2 protein-coding genes are annotated in these 21,591 nt (G+C 38.5%); both read right to left on the bottom strand.

The features are described from left to right. Nucleotides 1–240 precede the first annotated feature (240 nt). A complete protein-coding gene (locus ACK1U5_RS06380; RefSeq protein ID WP_113710697.1) occupies nucleotides 241–15,123 on the bottom strand; it encodes a non-ribosomal peptide synthetase in 14,883 nt (4,960 codons plus the stop codon). Further along, the gene (locus tag ACK1U5_RS06385) at nucleotides 15,120–21,590 is read right to left on the bottom strand and encodes a non-ribosomal peptide synthetase (protein WP_113710698.1); all 6,471 of its coding nucleotides are present in this window, start codon (nucleotides 21,588–21,590) and stop codon (nucleotides 15,120–15,122) included. Before ACK1U5_RS06385 ends, ACK1U5_RS06380 begins: the two co-directional genes overlap by 4 nt. Nucleotide 21,591 lies beyond the last annotated feature (1 nt).

A 21,591-nucleotide genomic window follows, 5' to 3' on the forward strand; every position in this document is an offset into this window, starting at 1 on the left:
TATTAAATTGCAAATACAATAGAAAAGGTGCATATTTACATATCAATGAAAATATGCACCTTTCCTCAGTAATATCATCAGGCATTCGCTTCTATTACAAAGATTTCTATGTCTCTACCAATTACTTTTTACATTATCCTCTTAAAAAGTAATACTCTTGATATATTCATTATTGCCTACACTTTATTTGCAGTTATTGGGCTGCCCTTTTCGTTCATAGCGTTGCATCTTTTGCACTCTCTACTTTTCAGTTAATGAAAGGGATGTTTCTTTTATCCCTTCAAATTCATTTAATAGGTACTTAGCTATCTTTTCAACTGCGGGGAAGTCTACTATTTCCTCATGTGATCCAGGGACAGAATACTTATTTACTCTTCCTTTTAATAAATGTCCCCAATCTGTAAACAACTCTTTTCCTTCCTCAGCACTAAAATAGAGAACTTCTCCAGAGTATGGTATTAAATCATGATCTGCCATTATGTTCAGGCATTTCCTATGAGCATTGATAACTTGCTTCAAATTCATAAGATCTGCATCAGGCGGGAGTACTCCTTCCATAATTAATCGCTCTACAAGCATATCTTGTTCATGGAAGAGGCCTTCCCCCTGCTCAGTAAGATCTCTAGGAATGAAATGCTCATATATATATGAGAGCATATCCTCCCTTGTTTTACGATCTTGCTCTGAAGGTACTTTAGTATCCATTAGTATCAACAACTCAACTTCCTCACCTTGATTCTTTAGCACAGTTGCGATTTCATAAGCAATTGCACCGCCTAAAGACCATCCTCCAAGACGATATGGGCCTTCTGGCTGAACACGTTTGATTTCTTCAATGTAAAGTTGAATTAGTTCCGGCAAGGTCAATTCATCAATTTCTTCCTTTTCTATAAGAGGATTCTGTAAACCATAAAATGAACAATGGTTCTTAAGTAATCTTGCTAGTTGAATATAACAGAATACATTCCCCATAAACGGATGAACACAGAAGAAAGGGCTTTTTTCTGATTCTTGTAGTGGAACTAGCGCTGCTACTGATTTCGTCATATCATGCTTATCACGAATAAGGCATGCGATTCCTTCCAATGTTGGATTCTTAATCAATGTTGAAACCTTAATCTCTTTTCCAAACTTCTCCCTAATTTTTGAAACTAATTTAATTACAAGGAGAGAGTGTCCTCCTCTATTAAAGAAATCATCATTTACATAGACATCTTCTATCTGTAACACATCCTGCCAGATTTTAATCAACTGATATTCAATTTCATCCCTTGGAATGATTGGTGTAGAGAAGTTATTTTCTCTATGAATAGTTAAATTGTTCAATGCCTTTCGATCAACTTTGCCATTCGTTGTAAGAGGAATCTCGTCTACCTTAATAAAGTGTGCGGGAACCATATAATTTGGTACTTGTGTCTTGAGATACTCACGCCACTCATGCATACTACCATCTCCAACTACATAAGCAACCAATCTCTGCTCTCCTAATTTATCCTCTGTTGCCAAAACTACTGCTTCTTTTACCAATGGATGCCTCTCTATACTCGCTTCAATCTCTTCAAGTTCAATACGAAAGCCCCTAATTTTCACTTGATTATCAATTCTTCTCAAGTAATCTAAATTACCATCAGGTAAATAACGAACCAAATCTCCCGTACGATATAAACGCTCTTCTTCATTAAATGGATGACAGATGAATCGCTCTGCTGTTAATTCTGGGCGATTCAAGTATTCTCTCGCTATACCTGCCCCCCCAATATATAGCTCACCTGTTACACCAACTGGAACAGGTAACAAATTTTTATCCAATACATAAGTTTGAACGTTCGGCAACGGACGTCCAATTGTTACTTTCTTACTATTTTTTTTGATATGATAGCATGTTGCATCAACCGTACATTCTGTAGGACCGTATACGTTATAAAAATCAATCTTTTCAGTCTCTACTAGCTGTTCCCATAATGACGGCATGATTGCTTCACCACCGACCAATATCTTGCTTGGTACATGAACATCAGCACTTATTTCTAGCAATCCTCCATCTATTAGTAATTCAAGTAATGAAGGTGTCATATCAAACATTTCCAATTTATTCTCCCTAATATAGGACACAAATTGTTCTGGATTAGTGCGAACTTCACTTGGAATAATATATAAACTTGAACCATAAAGCAGCATTTGTAATTGCTGAATAGATACATCAAAGGCAATTGATGCATTCAAACCAACGCGCATATTACTAGGTATCTCATGTGAGAAAACTTCTTTTTGTAAACCATATGATAGGTTTATTACAGAATGGTGCTGTACTAAAGCTCCCTTTGGATTCCCTGTCGAACCAGAAGTGTAGATAACATACGCTAAGTTTTCCCCTGTTACCTCACATATTGGTGAAAGTTTGCTTTCTTGAGAAAGCATTGCTTGGTCCCTATCTAGACAAACTGTCTTAATGTCTTTAGGAATCCAGCCTAGTAATACTTCATTTGTAACTAACACTTTAATTCCTGTGTCTTCTAAAATATATTGTAGGCGGCTTTCCGGATTCGATGGATCTAATGGAACATAGGCTGCTCCGGCCTTCCAAATTCCCATGAGACCAACAACCATCTCAACTGAACGCTCAAAGCAAAGGCCAACTAATGACTCTGTCCCAATTCCACATTTCTGTAAATGATGGGCTAATTGGTTAGCTCTTTCATTCAGCTCTCGATATGTTAGTTGCTGTTTTTCATCTACCACTGCCAACGCGTCAGGCGTACGATTTACTTGCTCTTCGAATAGTTGATGGATTGCATTCTCACGTGGATAGGATATAGTATTATTATTCCATTCTTCCAATAGCTTTCTTTGTTCAGCTTCCGTAATATATACTAGCTCCGATAGATTTTGATCAATGTTTTTGAGCATTTGCATTAACACTTTGTGTAAATGACCCAGCATTCGTTCAATGGTTACTCTATTAAACTTACTACGGTCATACATTAACTTTAACGATAACTGGATTCCTGGAACTACAGCTAACCCTAATGGGTAGTGGGTTTGTTCTACCCCTTCCAATTCACCAATTTCCAGATTTTCTGAAGACTCCTCTTTCACTGGATAATTTTCAAACACATATAAACTATTGAACAGCGGTATTCCTCTAGGAACTTCACTCCACCCCTGAATCTCTGTCAAAGAAGCATACTCATATTGTCTTCTTTCTATCTCTTCCTCTTGTATCTTCTGCAACCAATCTATTAATTTTATATCATCCATCAATTGAATTCGCGTCGGTGACGTTGTAATGAAAGGACCTACGATGTTTTCAACATCAATAATCTCCGTAGAACGCCCTGAGCTTGTTACACCAAAAACAATGTCATTTTCTCCACTATATCGGCTCATGAGATATGCCCATGCACCTTGAATTACTGTACTCAAAGTAAGTTTATTGCGTTTCGCCCATCCTTGTAACGCTTGAGTCTGCTCTTCTGATAAATACGTAACCTTCTCTGTGTAACCTTTTTCTTCCTCTTTACTTTCTAAGCCCAGCAAAGTTGGCGCAGTAAAACCTTTTAGCTTCTCTCTCCAGAATTGTTCCGCCTGCTCCTTATCTTGCTCTCTTAACCATTGGATATATTTCTTATATGGTGAGGACTTAGGTAACTTCACAGCTTCTCCATTCATTCTCTTCTGATAGACTGTAAGTAATTCATTAAATACTAATGGTAAACTCCATCCATCCAGTAAAATATGGTGATGGGTCCAAACAATCCGATATTCTTCCTCACCTTCTTGAATGACTGTTACCCGCATCAATGGTGCTTCATCAAATTGGAAGGCTTGTTTTCGATCTAATGCCAAAAAGACTTTTCTTTTTTCCTCTATCTCTTCACTTGTCATTGTACGCCAGTCTTCTTTATTCACTTTAAATGGGATATTTTCATACACCACTTGTACAGGTTCTTCAATTTCGTCCCATACAAATCCTGTACGAAAAATTTCATGCCGCTGAATTACAGATTTCCACGCCTGCTCAAATGTAGGAATATTCATTTTTCCTCGAATCATAAAACTCAATTGCACTATATACGGTGCAACATGTTCATCCCCTTGGTCATGCAATGTGTGGAAAATCATACCTTCTTGCAAAGGTGATAGTGGATATAAATCAGTAATCTGATTGTTCTTTCCGCGATGCATTTTGTTTAGTACATTTGTCAAACCTTCTTGGCTAAGATTAGCCATTGCAAAATCCGAAATGGTCAGTGCAGATTCTCTATCTGAAAATTGAATCAATGTACTCAGTTGATATAGCATATTCTGTGCAATACTTTGAATCGTTGATTTGGCAAATTGTCCAACATTGTATACCCAAGTGAATTGAAGTTTTCCATCCGTTACAACCCCAATTACATCAATTACATGCGATCGCTTGGAACCGGCAGCATGATCTAAACGCTTAAATTCGTTCTCCGGAATAAACATTGCATCGCTAGAAAACATTTGGTCAAATTGTCCAAGATAGTTAAAACTAATAGACGGTGTATATTGGGAGCTTAATTGCTCACACATTGTTGCGTTCATGTAACGCAACACCCCATAATCAACACCCTTATTAGGAATTTTGCGAACTTGTTCTTTAACTGCTTTTAATGCTTCAATTGGCGTATTAGCACTAGTAATATTTAAATGAACTGGGTAAATACTTGTAAACCATCCCACAGTTCTCGATAAATCAACATCTTCAATAATCTCTTCTCGACCATGTCCCTCTAAATCTACGCTCAATATCGGCTGCCCCGTACATGCTGCCGTAGCTTGTACTAATGCTGCTAATAATACTTCATTGATTTGGACACGGTGAGTGCTTAAAGTCTCTTGCAATAACATACGGGTCTCATTCTCATTTAACACCACAGTAATTTCCTCAGTTACTGCGCTTACTGGATTACTTATAGTACCATCTACTGGCAATTTAACTACGTCTTGTTCAGCCTGCTCCTCCCAGTAATGTAGCACTTCTTTTGATAGGCCAGTTTCAGCGTAATGATGTAATTTCTCCGACCATTCTTTAAAAGATGTACTCTTCATAGGTAATTGAATTTTCTGCCCTTGGACTACTTGCGTATATGCTGTTTGCAAATCTTCCAATAAAATTCGCCAAGAAACACCATCCACGGCTAAATGATGAATTGTCCAAAATAATCGGCCAGCGTGCTCACCTTCATCAAAATACACCATTCTCATTAGCGGACCATCATGTAAATTCAAACTTTCTTGTGCAATATTAATCTCTTTTTGAATAACCTGATGCCAATCAGCTTCCGGCACTTCGTCTAATGAAATGACAGTAAGCATCAATTGTTCTTCTATTCCTTCATTCCACTGTTTCCAAACCCCATTAGGTAAACGTTCATATCTTAAACGCAGAGCATCATGATGAAGTAGAAGGTTACCTGCCGCCTTTTCCAGTGATCCTATGTCCAATTTCTCTTTCGTTCTAAAGAACATGGATTGATTCCAATGATGTGGGTTAGGATGATTTTGTGCAAAAAACCTTTGCTGAATAGGTGTAAGTATCGTCTCTCCAGTTATAATTCCCTGTTCAGCTTGTACACCTTGTTCTTCTTTGACTACTTGCGCCAACTCAGCAATTGTTTGGTGTTCAAATATTTGTTTTGGTGTCAATTGTAAACCAACTTGCTTCGCGCGCGAGACAATCTGAATGCTAAGAATTGAATCTCCACCAATTTCAAAGAAGTTATCATTCATACCAATACGTTTTGAACCTAGCACACGTTCCCAAATGATAGAAAGCTTATGTTCACGTTCATTTCTTGGGGCCACGTATCCTTCTTGTGTTCCTTGATAATCTGGTATAGGTAACGATTTCCGATCAATCTTTCCATTTATGGTTAGCGGTAATTCTTTCATTTCGACAAAGTAGGAAGGTATCATATGGATTGGCAGTTTTGTTTTAAGATACTCTCGCCATTCTTCTAAACTGCCTTCGCCCACTACATAAGCTACCAGCCTCTTATCTCCCGACTGATTTTCCCTAACCATTACAACTGCCTCTTTTACTAAGTCATGCTCTTGTAAAGTCGACTCAATCTCTCCAAGTTCAATTCGAAATCCTCTAATCTTCACTTGATTATCCATTCTTCCTAAGTAGTCTATATTACCATCAGGAAGATATCTCACAAGATCACCTGTTCTATATAACCTCTCGCCTTCTTTGAATGGATGAGAAATAAATCGTTCGGATGTTAACTCTGGACGATTCAAGTACCCCCTTGCTAGACCTGCTCCTCCGATATAAAGTTCCCCCATTACACCAACTGGAACTGGCAACCTATTTCTATCTAATACATAAGTTTGGATGTTAGGCAATGGACGTCCAATTGTTACTCTCTTACTATCTTTCTTGATATGATAGCATGTTGCATCAACCGTACATTCTGTAGGACCATATACATTATAAAACTGGATTTTATCAGTCTCTACTAGCTGTTCCCATAATGACGGCATAATTGCTTCACCACCAACCAGTACCTTACTTGGAACATGAACGCCATCGCACGTTTCTAACAATCCGACATCTATAAGTAATTGAAGCAATGAAGGTGTTATATCAAAGATTTCTAACTTGTTCTCCCTAATATAAGCTACAAACTGCTCCGGATCACTTCGTACTTCGCTTGGAATAATATACAAACTTGAACCATAAAGCAGCATTTGTAATTGCTGGATAGATGCATCAAAGGCAATTGACGCATTTAAACCGACATGCATGTTAGATGGTATCTCATGTTCGAAAACCTCTTTTTGTAAACCATACGACAAGTTTAGTACAGAATGATGCTGTATCGAGACACCCTTTGGATTCCCCGTTGATCCTGAAGTATAGATAACATACGCTAAGTCTTCTCCTGTTACTTCACATTTTGGTGAAAGAATGCTTTCTTGTGAAATCATTATTTGATCCCTGTCTAGACAAACTATCTTGATTTCTTTAGGTATCCAATCTTCCAATGACTCGTTCGTAACTAATACTTGAATTCCAGTGTCCTCCAAAATATATCGTAGGCGACTTTCTGGATATGATGGATCCAATGGAACATAGGCTGCTCCAGCCTTCCAGATCCCCATAATACTAACAATCATCTCAACTGAACGCTCAAAGCAAATTCCAACTAATGATTCAGTCCCAATCCCACATTGCTGAAGATAGTGGGCCAATTGATTAGCTTTTTCATTCAGCTCTCGATATGTTAACTGCTGTTTTTCATCTACCACTGCTACCGCATCAGGTGTACGATTTACTCGCTCTTCAAACAGCTGATGAATCGTACTTTCCTGTGGATATGCTACAGTATTATTATTCCACTCCTCCAACTGTTTTTGCTGTAATCCTGATAATATAGGCAACTTAGCTAATGATTTATCAGGATTCTCCACGATTACATTCAACCAGTTCCCAAAATGTTCAGCCATGGATTCAATAGTTAAGCTGTCAAATAAATCAGTTCTATAAACAAAAGTAAGTAATAAACCCTCTTCCACTTCTGCAGCAGTTAAACTTAAATCAAACTTAGCGATCGGAGCATTACTTTCCATTACTTCTATATTTCTTCCATGTAGTTCTGGTAGCTTCTGTCCCGTATTTTGCAAAGTAAACATGGTTTGAAAAATCGGAGAATGGCTTGTATTTCGTTCAGGTTGGATAACCTCTACAATTTTCTCAAACGGAACATCTTGATACTCATACGCCTTCAATGCTTTTATCCGTACTTGAGATAACAACTCTTGAAATGCCGGTGCATTACTTAAATCAGCTCGATAAACCAAAGTGTTGACAAAGAAACCAATTAGCCCCTCAATTTCTCGATAATTTCGATTTGCAATTGGGCTACCAACAATAATATCCGTTTGTCCCGTATAACGAGCAAGGAAACTTTGATACGATGCCAATAAGGTCATGAAAAGTGTGGCCCCTTCTTGACGACTTAGTTCGTTTAATTTATCCAGTAATGAGCGTGACAACAAAACATTATGAGTTAATCCATGATGGGTTTGCACTGGCGGACGCGGACGATCCATTGGCAACATTAAGACTGGTAACTCACCAGATAATTCTTCCTTCCAATATGCAAGCTGTTGATATAGTACTTCATCTTTCAACCAGTCTCTTTGCCACTGAGCAAAATCGGCATATTGAACTGGTAGTGGTTGCAGCTCTGCTTGTTTTTCACCAATCGCATTCTCATAAAATGCCATCCATTCTTGAAGCAAGATTTCCATCGACCACCCATCCGAGATAATATGATGCATATTACACAGAAGAACCCATTCTTCTTCTGAAATTCTTATGAGTTTCCCACGGAATAATGGCCCTTGTTCTAAATCAAATGGAGATTCGACTTCAGTTTGAATCCATTGCTCCAACTTTCTTTCTCGCTCCTCTAATGAAAGCTTAGTTAAGTCCATTTGCAGAAGCGGACGAAAAACGTACGGTTGAATCTGCTGCACAGGATGGCCATCCTCTTCATAAAATACAGTCCGCAAAGATTCATGACGCTCTATCAACTGATTCCATCCCAACTCCAATGCCTCAGGTAACCAATTCCCTGTAAGACGGCATACCATTGGCATATTATAAAGTGCACTATTAGGTGCAAATTGATCAATAAACCATAAGCGCTGTTGGGCATAAGATAGTGGAATATTATTTCCACGTTCCATCGGCACCAATGGTGGAATTTCTCGTTTTTCATTCCCCTTACGTAACTGATCCATTCGTTTCGCTAATGCCTCGATCGTTGAATATTCGAACAGTTCACGTACTGGCAATTTGATTTGAAAGACTTCCTGTAAGCGTGAGACCACTTGTGTAGCAAGTAGAGAGTGACCACCAAGCTCAAAGAAAGAATCCTGAACACCAATGTCTCCTATTCCTAGCACTTGACTCCACACTGAAGCGATAAGTTCTTCCAGCGGAGTTCTTGGGTATACAGTATTTTCAGCGGATTGTTCACTAAGTATAGGCAATGCCTTCAAATCAAGTTTTCCATTCGGTGTAAGTGGTAAAAATTCCATCTCAATAAAGTTTGTTGGAACCATGTAATTTGGTAAATGTGTTTGTAGATGTTCTCGCCATTCATGGACACTTCCTTCACCAACTACATAAGCTACTAATCTCTTATCACCTTGATTATCCTCTCGTACCAATACAACTGCTTCTTTCACAGAAGAATGTGCCTGCAAAACAGCTTCTATTTCTCCCAATTCAATCCGGAAACCACGAATTTTTACTTGGTCATCTATACGTCCATGGAACTGGAGATTACCATCAGAAAGATAACTTGCTTTGTCTCCTGTATAATAGAGACGTTCTCCTGACTTGAAAGGATGTGGAATAAATTTTTCCTTTGTAAGATCCGGACGATTAGCATATCCACGTGCAAGACTCTTCCCTCCAATATAGAGATCTCCAATTACGCCAATTGGTACTAGCTGAAGATGAGAATCTAACACATAAACTTCTGTATTTGCAATCGGTCGACCAATCGATGGCGTACCTGTTGTCACTCCTACAGGTACATAACAATCTGTGGTAACAACGGTATTTTCCGATGGACCATACTGATTAATTACCGCAAAAGGAATATCGTTAGATGGGTACTGCGTTAATTGATCCCCACCAGTAATGATAAAACGAAGATCCGTTTTATCTGGCCAAGATAATTTCAACAGCCTTTCCAGAATAGGCGTAGGTGCAAAGCTAGCTGTTATTCGTGAATCAATGAGCCAGTCCCTTAGTGCTTCTGGATTAATTCTCAGTTCCTCTGTTGACAAGTAGAGTGCTGCGCCAGCAGTTAGATACGGCCAGATTTCCTGGACAGCCGAATCAAAAGCAACCCCTGCAATCTGAGTCGCACGATCCTCTGCTGAAATATGATAAACTTCCTGATGCCAAGAAACCATATTCATTAATGAGCGATATTCAACCATTACACCCTTCGGTTTTCCTGTAGAACCAGAGGTATAAACAATATAGGCTAAGTTCTCTGGATTTATTTGACGTGTAGGTGCGATTACGCTTTCCACCGTTAATTCTTCTAAACTCACCATTTCGACGTGTGCGAAATGTCCTTCTTGTCCTTCCGCCGTCACTACAAATTGAATTCCTGCATCTTCAATCATGTATTCTAACCTTGATTTTGGATACAACGGATCTAAAACGACATAAGCTCCACCAGCTTTTAAAATGCCTAGTAAACTTACCATCAGCTCAGCTGACCTCGGAAGATAAACCCCTACCACTGACTCTGGGGCTACTCCCTTTCGCTGTAAAACATTTGCCAACTGATTTGCTTGTGTATCCAGTTCACCATAAGTCCACTGTTTTGTTTGATCAACTATCGCAATCGCATCAGGACGCCTTGCTACTTGCTCCTCAAATTTGTCGCAAATAAGACCCTGATGAGACATTTCTATTACAGTGTCATTCCATGTTTCTAATAACAAAGTACACTCGGTTTCTGATAGCATGCTCAGGTTATGCAACGGATTTTGTGGGCGATGAGAAACTTCATGTAGCCATTTCTCAAAGTGTCCTGCCATCCGTTCAATAGTAGTAGCATTGAATAAATCCTTATTGTACTCAAAAGTAAAAAGTAATCCCTCTTCCGTCTCAACTGCCATTACACTTAAATCAAACTTTGCAATTGGACTATGGCTTTCTATCATTTCAATACTTCTACTAGATAACACCGGTAACTCTTGTTTCATATTTTGCAAGATGAACATAGTCTGGAAGATTGGCGAATGACTTGTACTTCGCTCCGGTTGCACAACTTCTACAATTTTTTCAAATGGAATATCTTGATATTCATACGCCTTCAATGCCTTTTGACGAACCTGATACAGTACATCTTGAAATGTCGGTCTACCACTCAAATTAGCTCGATAAACCAGCGTGTTAACGAAGAAACCAATTAGTCCTTCAATTTCTCTATAATTCCGATTCGCAATTGGGCTTCCGACCAGAATATCTTCTTGTCCCGTATAACGAGATAGAAAACTTTGATATGCAGCTAAAAGCGTCATGAAGAGCGTAGCCCCTTCTTTTCGACTAAGTTCATTCAATTTATCATGTAGCGTGCTTGGCAGAACCATAGTGTATGTCGATCCGTGATGAGTTTGTATTGCGGGACGCGGGCGATCCACAGGAAGTTGGAGTACAGGAAGCTCCCCAGACAATTCTTCCCTCCAATATTGGAGTTGTTGATCAAGCACCTCCTCCTTTAACCATCCTTTTTGCCACTGAGCAAAGTCGGCATATTGAACCGGTAATGGTTCAAGTTCCGCTACCTTTCCATCCGTTGCTTTCTCATAAAATGCCATCCATTCTTCAAGTAGGATTCCCATTGACCATCCATCTGAAATGATATGATGTAGAGTACAAAGGAGTATCCATTCTTCCTCTCCCACGTGCAAAATACTTGTCCTGATTAATGGACCCTCTGTTAAATCAAATGGTACTTCTGTTTCTTGTTGAATTAAACGTTTAACCTCTTCTTCTTGATCTTCAGAAGAAAGCATAGTTAAATCCGTTTTCGGAATTGATTGAAAAGCATACGGTTCAATTTGCTGTACGGGTTGACCATTCACCTCTTGAAAGACCGTCCGCAGTGATTCATGACGTTCTATTAGTTGATTCCATCCCGTTTCCAATGCTTCAAGTAGCCAATTCCCTGTAAGACGGCATACCATTGGCATATTGTAAAGGGCACTATTAGGTGTAAATTGATCAATAAACCATAAACGTTGTTGGGCATAAGATAGTGGAATAGCTTCTCCTCGTTTCATTGGTATTAGTGGCGGAATCTCTCGTTTTTTATCTCCTTTACGTAACTGTTCTAATCGCTTTGCCAGTGACTCCACCGTTGTATATTCAAATAGTTCACGTACTGGTAATTCGATTTGAAAAATTCTCTGTAAACGTGACACTACTTGAGTAGCTAGTAGTGAATGACCACCGATTTCAAAAAAGGAATCCTGAACACTAATATTTTTTATTCCTAACACTTGGCTCCAAACGGAAACGATGAGCTCCTCCACTGGTGTTCGTGATGAAGTAATATCTTCACTTATGAACTGTTCTTCTAATTCCAATAATGCTTTCCGATTCACTTTACCATTTGGAGTGAGTGGCATACCTTCAATTTGGAAAAAGTATGCCGGAACCATATAATGTGGTAATTGCTTCTTGAGATATTCACGCCATTCTCCAGCATCCCCTTCACCCACTACATAAGCTACTAACTGCTTATCTCCTGGTCGTTCTTCCTTCACCAACACGACTGCCTCTTTTACAGATGAGTGATCATGTAAAGCTGCTTCAATTTCTCCCAATTCAATTCGGAATCCTCTAATTTTAACTTGGTTATCTATTCTTCCAATATATTCTAAGTTACGATCATTCATATATCTCACCAAGTCACCCGTTCGATATAATCGTTCCCCGTCCTTAAAAGGATGCGGAATAAAACGTTCAGTAGTTAAATCCGGTCGATTGAAGTAGCCACGTGCCAATCCTACTCCTCCAAGGTAAAGTTCCCCTGCCACACCAATCGGGACCACTTGTTGATATTGATCTAACACATACAACTCTGTATTATCAATTGGACGACCAATCGGAATAATCATTGCTTCTTTTTCTAAATCACAATCGTAATAAGTCACATCCACAGTCGCTTCAGTAGGACCATACAAGTTAATTAACTTTGTTTGCTGAACATTGTAAAAGATCCCCTTAAACCGGCGAACATGCTCAGTGTTTAACGCTTCTCCACTAGTAAAAACTTGAATTAAAGACGATACATCCCTTTTCGAATTATATAGTTCCATATAATCTAAGAAAGTAGATAACATCGACGGAACAAAGTGTATGGTGGACACGCGATATCGTTCAATATACTCCTCAATCACCGCAGGATCTTTCTCTCCTCCTGGTGGAAGTAAACAAACACGTGCTCCTACAAATGACCACCAAAATAATTCCCATACAGAAACATCAAATGAAAACGGTGTCTTTTGTAGGATTGTATCCTCCTCGGACAATGGGTATTTTTTCTGCATCCACTGTAGGCGGTTGATAACGGAATGATGTTCAATCATTACCCCCTTTGGATTTCCCGTCGAACCCGAAGTGTATATAATATAGGCTAAGTTATTTGCTGTTACTCCACTTACCGGAGCTAAATTACTCTCTTTAGAAATCATCACTTGATCCCGGTCTAAACAAATTGCTTGAATATCTTTAGGTAACCAGTCCTGTAGTGCCTCTTTTGTTAACAGCACTTGAATTTGTGAATTCTCCAAAATATATCTCAGGCGGTTTTCAGGATAACTTGGGTCCAGTGGGACATAAGCCCCACCTGCCTTCAAAATCCCAAAGAGACCGATAATCATATCAGGAGAACGTTCAATACATATACCAACCAATGATTCAGGTCCGATACCTCGTTTTTGTAGAAAATGTGCCAATTGATTCGATTTTTCATTTAGTTCTTGATACGTTAGCTTTCCACCCTCATAAACTACCGCCACTGCGTCAGGTGTCCGTGCAACTTGCTGCTCAAATAGCTCATGAATCATACAATCATGACCATAAACTACGTCCGTATCATTCCATTCTTCTAGGAGTTGTTTTTGCTCAGTATCCGATAACATTGACAGCTTTGTATATGATTCATCTGGATGATACGTGATTTCATTTAGCCAGTTCTCAAAATGTCCTGCCATACGTGCAATGGTACTACTATCAAATAAATCCGTGTTGTATTCAAATGAGACGAATAGACCTTCTTCCACTTCATAGGCAGTTAAGCTCAAATCAAATTTAGCAATAGACATATTACTTTCTACCATTTCAATACTTCTATCAGGCAAATCTAGTCGTTCTTGTTTTATATTCTGTAGCGTAAACATGGTCTGAAATATAGGAGAATGACTCATGCTTCGTTCAGGTTGCACAGCTTCTACCACTTTTTCAAATGGTATATCTTGATATTCGTAAGCTTTTAACGCCTTTTTCTTTGTTTGGTTCAAAATCTCCCGAAAAGTAGGGGTGCCACTCAAATCTGATCGATAAACCAACGTATTAACAAAAAAACCAATTAATCCTTCTACTCCCTTATGGTTCCGATTTGCAATCGGGCTACCAACTAGAATATCTTTTTGTCCCGTATAACGAGCAAGAAAGCTCTGGTATGCGGCCATTAAAGTCATAAATAAAGTAGATCCTTCTTGTCGACTTATATCCTTCAATTGACTGAGCAATTTATAAGGAGAAATCACATGATGCGCAGCCCCAGAGTAAGTTTGCTTAACCGGTCGAGGTCGATCCACTGGCAGTTGTAAGATAGGAAGCTCACCAGACAATTCTTCCTGCCAATACGTAAGCTGACGATTTAGCACATCACCTTGCAACCACCCCTTTTGCCACTTCGCAAAGTCTGCATATTGAATAGATAATGAACTTAATTTAGCAGGATTTCCGCCCGTTTCTTCTTCATAGAAAGCAAGGAATTCATTCATGAATATACCAATGGACCAAGCATCAGAAATAATATGATGCATCGTACACAGTAATAACCATTCATCCTTCTCTAATTGAACAAGCTGATTACGAATTAAAGGACCATTCATTAAATCAAATGGTTCTTGCGCTTCTCTCGCAATTAAACTATCTACCTCTTTTTCTTTTACTTCTAGAGGAAGTTGAGAGTAATCCCTTACAGGTAATGCTCTAGGAAGGAATTCGACAATTTGTTGCACAGGCTGTTCTCCTATTTCTTTAAAAACAGTTCGTAATGATTCATGACGTTCAATGAGTCTATTGAATCCCTTCTCTAATGCTTCAGGTATCCAATTTCCTTTTAGATGCCATACTGTTGGAATATTATATAAAGAACTGTTTGGGTTAAATCTGTCCATAAACCACAAACGTTGTTGTGCATAAGACAACGGGAGTGCTTCTTTATTCTCCTTTTTTTGCATTTGCTTCTGAAGCCATGCTCTCTTCTCAGGAGAAAGTGAACTCAGCTTTGCAAGTAAATCACTTCTCATTTTTTTACCCCTTCCTCAATCAAATTACTCTCGAATATCCCTTGTGCTTCTTCCTCTGATAACTCTTCTAATTGCTTAAGCAGTTCTAATAATTCTTCATCATTACTGACTTCTGCTTCTTTTTGAATATAATCTTGAAGGCTTATATTCTCCTTACTATCATTCTGCATTTCTTGATTTTTGTTATCGAGCAATTGATCAATCTGTTCTGCCAATTGCTGCACCGTATGAAACATAAATAAATCATGCAATGGTATCTCGATTCCAAAAGCCTCTTTAAGATTGGAAACAGCTTGCGTAGCAAGTAATGAATGTCCACCAATTTCAAAAAACGAATCTTGAATTCCGATGTTTTCCATGCCTAAAACTTCATGCCATATTGAAACAATTGTTTTTTCCGTAGACGTACGAGGAGCAATATAACAACTCGCTATCTCCTGCTTCTCTGGTGCTGGTAAAGCCTTCCTATCAATTTTTCCATTAGGAGTGAGTGGAAATGCATTTAATCCAACAAAATAGGATGGAATCATATAATTTGGTAGTTGGTCCTTGAGATAATCACGCCACTTTTGAGAATCACCGTCTCCTACAACATAGGCAATCAAACGTGGATCGCCAGGATAATCTTCCCGCACCATCACAATAGCTTCGTTAACTAATGTATGCTTTTGTAATACCGCTTCGATTTCTCCTAGTTCAATCCGGAACCCACGAATTTTCACCTGATGATCAATTCGTCCGACATACTCCAAATTTCCATCCGGCAAATACCTTACTAGATCTCCAGTCCGGTATACTCGCTCGTCTTCTTTAAACGGATGCGGTATAAATCGATTTTTCGTTAAGTCAGGGCGTTTTAAATATCCACGTGCTAACCCTGATCCACCAATGTACAACTCACCAACTACACCAATTGGAACCATTTTTTGTTCAGCACTCAATACATATACTTCTGTATTGAAGATTGGTTTACCAATTGGTGGTACCCTATGCATGACACCCTTTTCTAATTCCAGATACGTGGAATACGTAGTATCTTCAGACGGTCCATATAAGTTGAACACCTTCTCAATCGTACTTCTCTCGTATAAATCTTGAACAAGCGGATATGGTAACGGTTCTCCAGCCAAATTCATTACCTTTACTGAAGAAGGAATTGTTTTTGCTCGAACCAGTTCCTTTGCTGCCGATGGCACAGTATTAACCAAAGTCACACCTTTGGTAGACAACTTGTCTAGATGTAGAGCATTTTCAGCGACAATCACCTTACCACCCATCGTTAAGGGAACAAATACTTCAAAAACGGATAAATCAAAAGATAGTGAAGTTGAAGCTAATACTCCCGCTAATTCCTTTCGAGAATACGTATGATGCGCCCAATGAATCATTGTTACTGTATTCCTGTGCTCAATCATTACTCCCTTTGGATTTCCCGTGGAACCTGAAGTATAGATAATATAGGCTAAGTTATCACCCGTCACTTCACTCGTGCATACCGTAGTAACTTCTTGTTCTATTTCTGCTCGATTACGATCAATACAAATGACGTTAACGAATGTAGGTATAACCATTTTTTGTTGTAACTTTTCCTGTGTCACCAGTACCTTTATTTGAGCATCTTCTAAAATGTACTGCAGTCGACTTTCCGGATACGCTGGATCAATTGGGACATATGCTCCTCCCGCCTTCATAATTCCTAAGAGACCGACAATCATCTCGGATGAACGTGTAACGCAAATCCCAACCAATGTTTCGCATGTTACACCATTTTTTTGTAAATAATGTGCCAACTGATTCGAGCGTTCGTCCAACTCTCGATATGTTAGTTCTTCATCTTCGCACACTACTGCAATTGCTTCTGGTGTTTTTTCCACTTGTTCTTCAAACATTGTATGAATCGTACTATCTTCTATATCTATAACGGCTGATTCATTCCATTCCTCTAGTAGTTGCTTATATTCCACTTTCGATAACATATTCAATTCTGATAATAAACATTTTGGATAAGAGGCAATTTGATTTAACCAATGTTCAAAATGATTTACCATACGTTTAATGGTTGTATCATTAAACAAATCAGTATTATATTCAAAGGTTAGTGATAATCCTTCTTCCGTCTCAGAAGCAAATAAACTCAAATCAAATTTGGCAACAGAAACATGGCTTTCCATGAGTTCCATTTGTCTTTCGGATAGCTGAAGAAACTCTTGTTTCGTATTCTGTAAAGTAAACATAGTTTGGAATATTGGTGAATGACTTGTATTCCGTTCAGGTTTTACGGATTCTACCACTTTCTCAAATGGGATGTCCTGATACTCGTATGCTTTTAGTGCTTTTTTTCTTATCTGCGACAATAGTTCTTGGAACGTCGGATTTCCACTGAAATCAGCTCGATAAACTAACGTATTTGCAAAGAATCCTATTAATCCCTCAATCTCTTTCACATTTCGATTAGCGATGGGGCTTCCAACTATAATGTCGTCCTGTCCTGTATAACGAGAAAGGAAGCTTTGATACGCTGCCATCAATGTCATAAATAAAGTGCATCCTTCTTGCAAACTTAAATCTTTGAGCTTTTCCTGTAAGGAATTCGCCACTATTAAGGACTGACTTGCACCACGATGGGTTTGAACTGCAGGTCGAGGACGATCCATCGGTAATTGTAAAACCGGTAGTTCCCCAGATAATTCTTCCTTCCAATATTGAAGATGCTGATTCAAACTCTCCTCTTTTTGCCATTCCTTCTGCCACATAACAAAATCTGCATATTGGATAGATAACTCCTTCAATTCCACTGGTTTTCCGGTTAGTGCTCCTTCATAAAAAGCCATCCATTCTTCAAGTAAGATTCCCATTGACCATCCATCTGAAATAATATGATGCATCGTACAAATGAGAACCCATTCTTCCCTGTCCACTTTCAATATTCGTGTTCGAATCAGAGGACCTTGTCCAAAATGAAATGGTTCCTCCGCCTCGTTTTGAATAAGGCGTTTCATTTCTCTTTCCCTATCTTCCAAAGAAAGATCTGTTAGATTCGTTTGAGGAATATGCCTGAACACATGAGATTGAACTTGTTGAAAAGGTTCACCCTCTTGTTCTAGAATTGTCGTCCTTAATGATTCATGACGCTCCAACAATTGATTCCATCCGACCTCCAATGCTTCAATTGACCATTCACCTGTTAAGCGACACGCTGCATGAATATTGTACATAGCACTATTTGGCATTAATTGATCAATAAACCATAGACGTTTCTGCGCATAGGAAAGTGGGATAACTTCTTCTCGTTTCATAGGTACAAGAGGAGCAACCTCTCGTTTTTTATCTTCTTTTCGTAACTGATCCACTCGTTTCGCCAATGCTTCCACTGTATCGTGCTTGAAAAGTTCACGTAATGGAATTTTAATTTGGAACATTTCTTGCAATCTAGAGACAATTTGAGTAGCAAGTAGTGAGTGCCCACCACGTTCAAAGAAGGAATCCTGAATGCCAATATTTTCTGTTCCTAACACTTGACTCCAAACCGAGGCAATAAGCTCTTCCGATGGCGTCCGAGGTAGCACATTTAAATCTTCAATAGCTTGCTCATCAGGTGCTGGCAAGGCCTTTCGGTCAATTTTCCCATTTGGAGTAAGCGGGAAGTGTTCTAAATCTATAAAGTGCGCTGGAATCATATGATTTGGTAATTGTTTTTGTAAATACTCTCTCCACTCCTCGGTATTTCCATCGCTTATTACATATGCAACCAATCGTTGATCACCTGGACGATCTTCTCTAACTAATACGACAGCCTCTTTAATAAACGAACATTTTTCTAAAGTCGCTTCAATTTCTCCTAATTCAATCCTAAAACCACGCATTTTGACTTGGTGGTCCATTCTACCTATAAATTCTAAATTCCCATCAGTTAAATATCTTACTGAATCTCCTGTTCGATATAGTCGTTCCCCAAATCGATATGGATGCGAAACGAATTTTTCAGCAGTAAGATTCGGACGATTTAAGTATCCACGTGCTAAACCAGCACCACCAATATATAACTCACCCTCAATTCCTATTGATTGCAAGCGTTGATTTTGGTCTAATACATATAATTGCGTGTTCTGTATTGGCTGCCCAATAGAAACAAATTCTTGATTAGGCTGAATATCAAATGCATTCACATAAATAGTGGCTTCAGTTGGCCCATAAAAGTTGGTTAATTTCACTTGTCCACTATAATTCCATTTCTGTTGAAATCGTCTAACCAACCCTGAACTTAGTTCTTCTCCACCAGAAAATACATGGCGTACGGACGAACAATTCATGTTCAATTCAATATGATTGAAGTGGTCTAAGAAAACAGATAACATCGAAGGTACAAATTGAACTATAGTAACCTGATGTTGTTTAATCACTTCAGCTATAATAGAAGGATCTTTTTCTCCACCTGGAGGTAGGAAAGATACACTTGCACCAACGTGAATGCCCCAAAACAATTCCCAAACAGAGACATCAAATGAGAATGGCGTTTTCTGCAAGACCACATCCTTTTCAGAAAGCGGATATTTATGTTGCATCCATTCTAGATAATTAATTACTGAATGATGCTCAATCATTACTCCCTTTGGATTCCCTGTAGATCCTGAAGTATACATAACATACGCTAAATTTTCTCCTGTTACACCACTTATACATGGGGTTGATTCTTCTTTTTCAATTGCAGTGTAATCTTTATTCATACAAATCGTTTCTATATTTTCAGATACAAACAAATTTTTAGAATCCTCTTCCGTCACTAGTACTTCGATTCCAGCATCCTCTAATATATATCGAAGTCGATTCTCTGGATAAGTAGGGTCAAGTGGAACATACGCTGCTCCTGATTTTAGAATACCTAATAACGCTATCATCATTTGTAATGAACGTTCCATATATACTCCAACTAGAGACTCTGGGCCTACACCATGCTTTTGTAGATAATGAGCTAGCTGATTTGCACGCTTCTCCAACTCTTTATAGGTAATTTGTTCATTTTCGTAACTAGCCGCGATTGCTTCCGGTGTTTTTTTAACTTGCTCCTCAAACATCGTATGAATCATGCCTTCAGCCGAATAATTAAATTGAGTATGATTCCATTCCTCTAGTAACTGTATCTGTTCTTCTTCTGTTAAATGAGTAATTTCAAATAGTTTTGAATCTAGGCTCTTCGTCATCTGAATTAATATTTGCAATAAGTGATTCTGAATCAGATTTATTGTTTCTTCATTAAAATAGCTTCGATCATACATCAACTTTAAAGTAATTTTCTTACCGGGCATTACAATGAGTGTTAAAGGATAATTTGTTTGTTCCGTGCTTGTAACATCTAGTAATCTTAAATCATCATTTCTCTCACCTTGAATTGGATAATTTTCAAACACATACAAGGTATGGAATAAGGAGCTATTTCGCGGAACCTCACTCCAGCCTTGAATATCTATCAACGAATTATACTCATACTGTCTTCGTTCCATTTCTTTCATTTGTATTTTACGAAGCCAATCTACTACTGATGTATTATCCGTTAATCGAATTCTGGTAGGTAATGTGTTAATAAATAGCCCCACCATATTCTCTGCTCCCATTAAATCAGTAGGACGTCCAGCGCTAGTTACGCCAAATACGACGTCACTGTCACCGCTATACCTACTCATCAAATAAGCCCATGCACCTTGTACTAACGTATTCAACGTTAATCGACTATTTCGTACCCACTCTTGTAACTTCTCAGTAAGTTTCTCAGATACTTGATAAACACACTCTCCATAGCCCTTCTCTTGTCCTTGATCCTTTCTTTCCATTGCTAATGGCGTAGGTGCATAGAACCCTTTTAATTCTTCTTTCCAAAATTCCTCTGCTTGACTTTGATCTTGTTTATTTATCCACTGGATATATTTTTTATAAGGAAGAGATTTAGGAAGAGTCAATAATTCTCCCTTTATCATCTTGAGATAAACTTCCATCACTTCACTAAAGACCAATGACACACTCCATCCATCTAGCAAAATATGATGATGTGTCCAAATAATTCTCGTTTCCTCTTTTGCTTCTTTAATCGCAGTGACTCTCATCAATGGTGCTTCATCCAATAAAAATCCTTTTCTACGATCTACATTCAAAAACTGTTGTAATTTCTTCACCCTTTCCTCATGTGGATAGGTGCTCCAATCCTCTTGATGAATAGTAAAAGGAAGACGTTGGTAAACCGCTTGTAGTGGCTTTTCTACTTCCTCCCATACAAATACTGAACGTAAAACCTCATGTCGATTAATAACATATTCCCAAGCCTTTTCAAAAGTATCAACATCCAATTGCCCCCCGAGCAAGAAACCTACTTGTACAATATAGGAAAAAGAATGTTCATCATCTTGATCGTATAAAGTATGAAACAGTATTCCTTTTTGCAAAGGTGATAAACCATATATATCAATAACGTCTCCCATT

This window comes from Bacillus sp. XB1 (assembly GCF_053557995.1).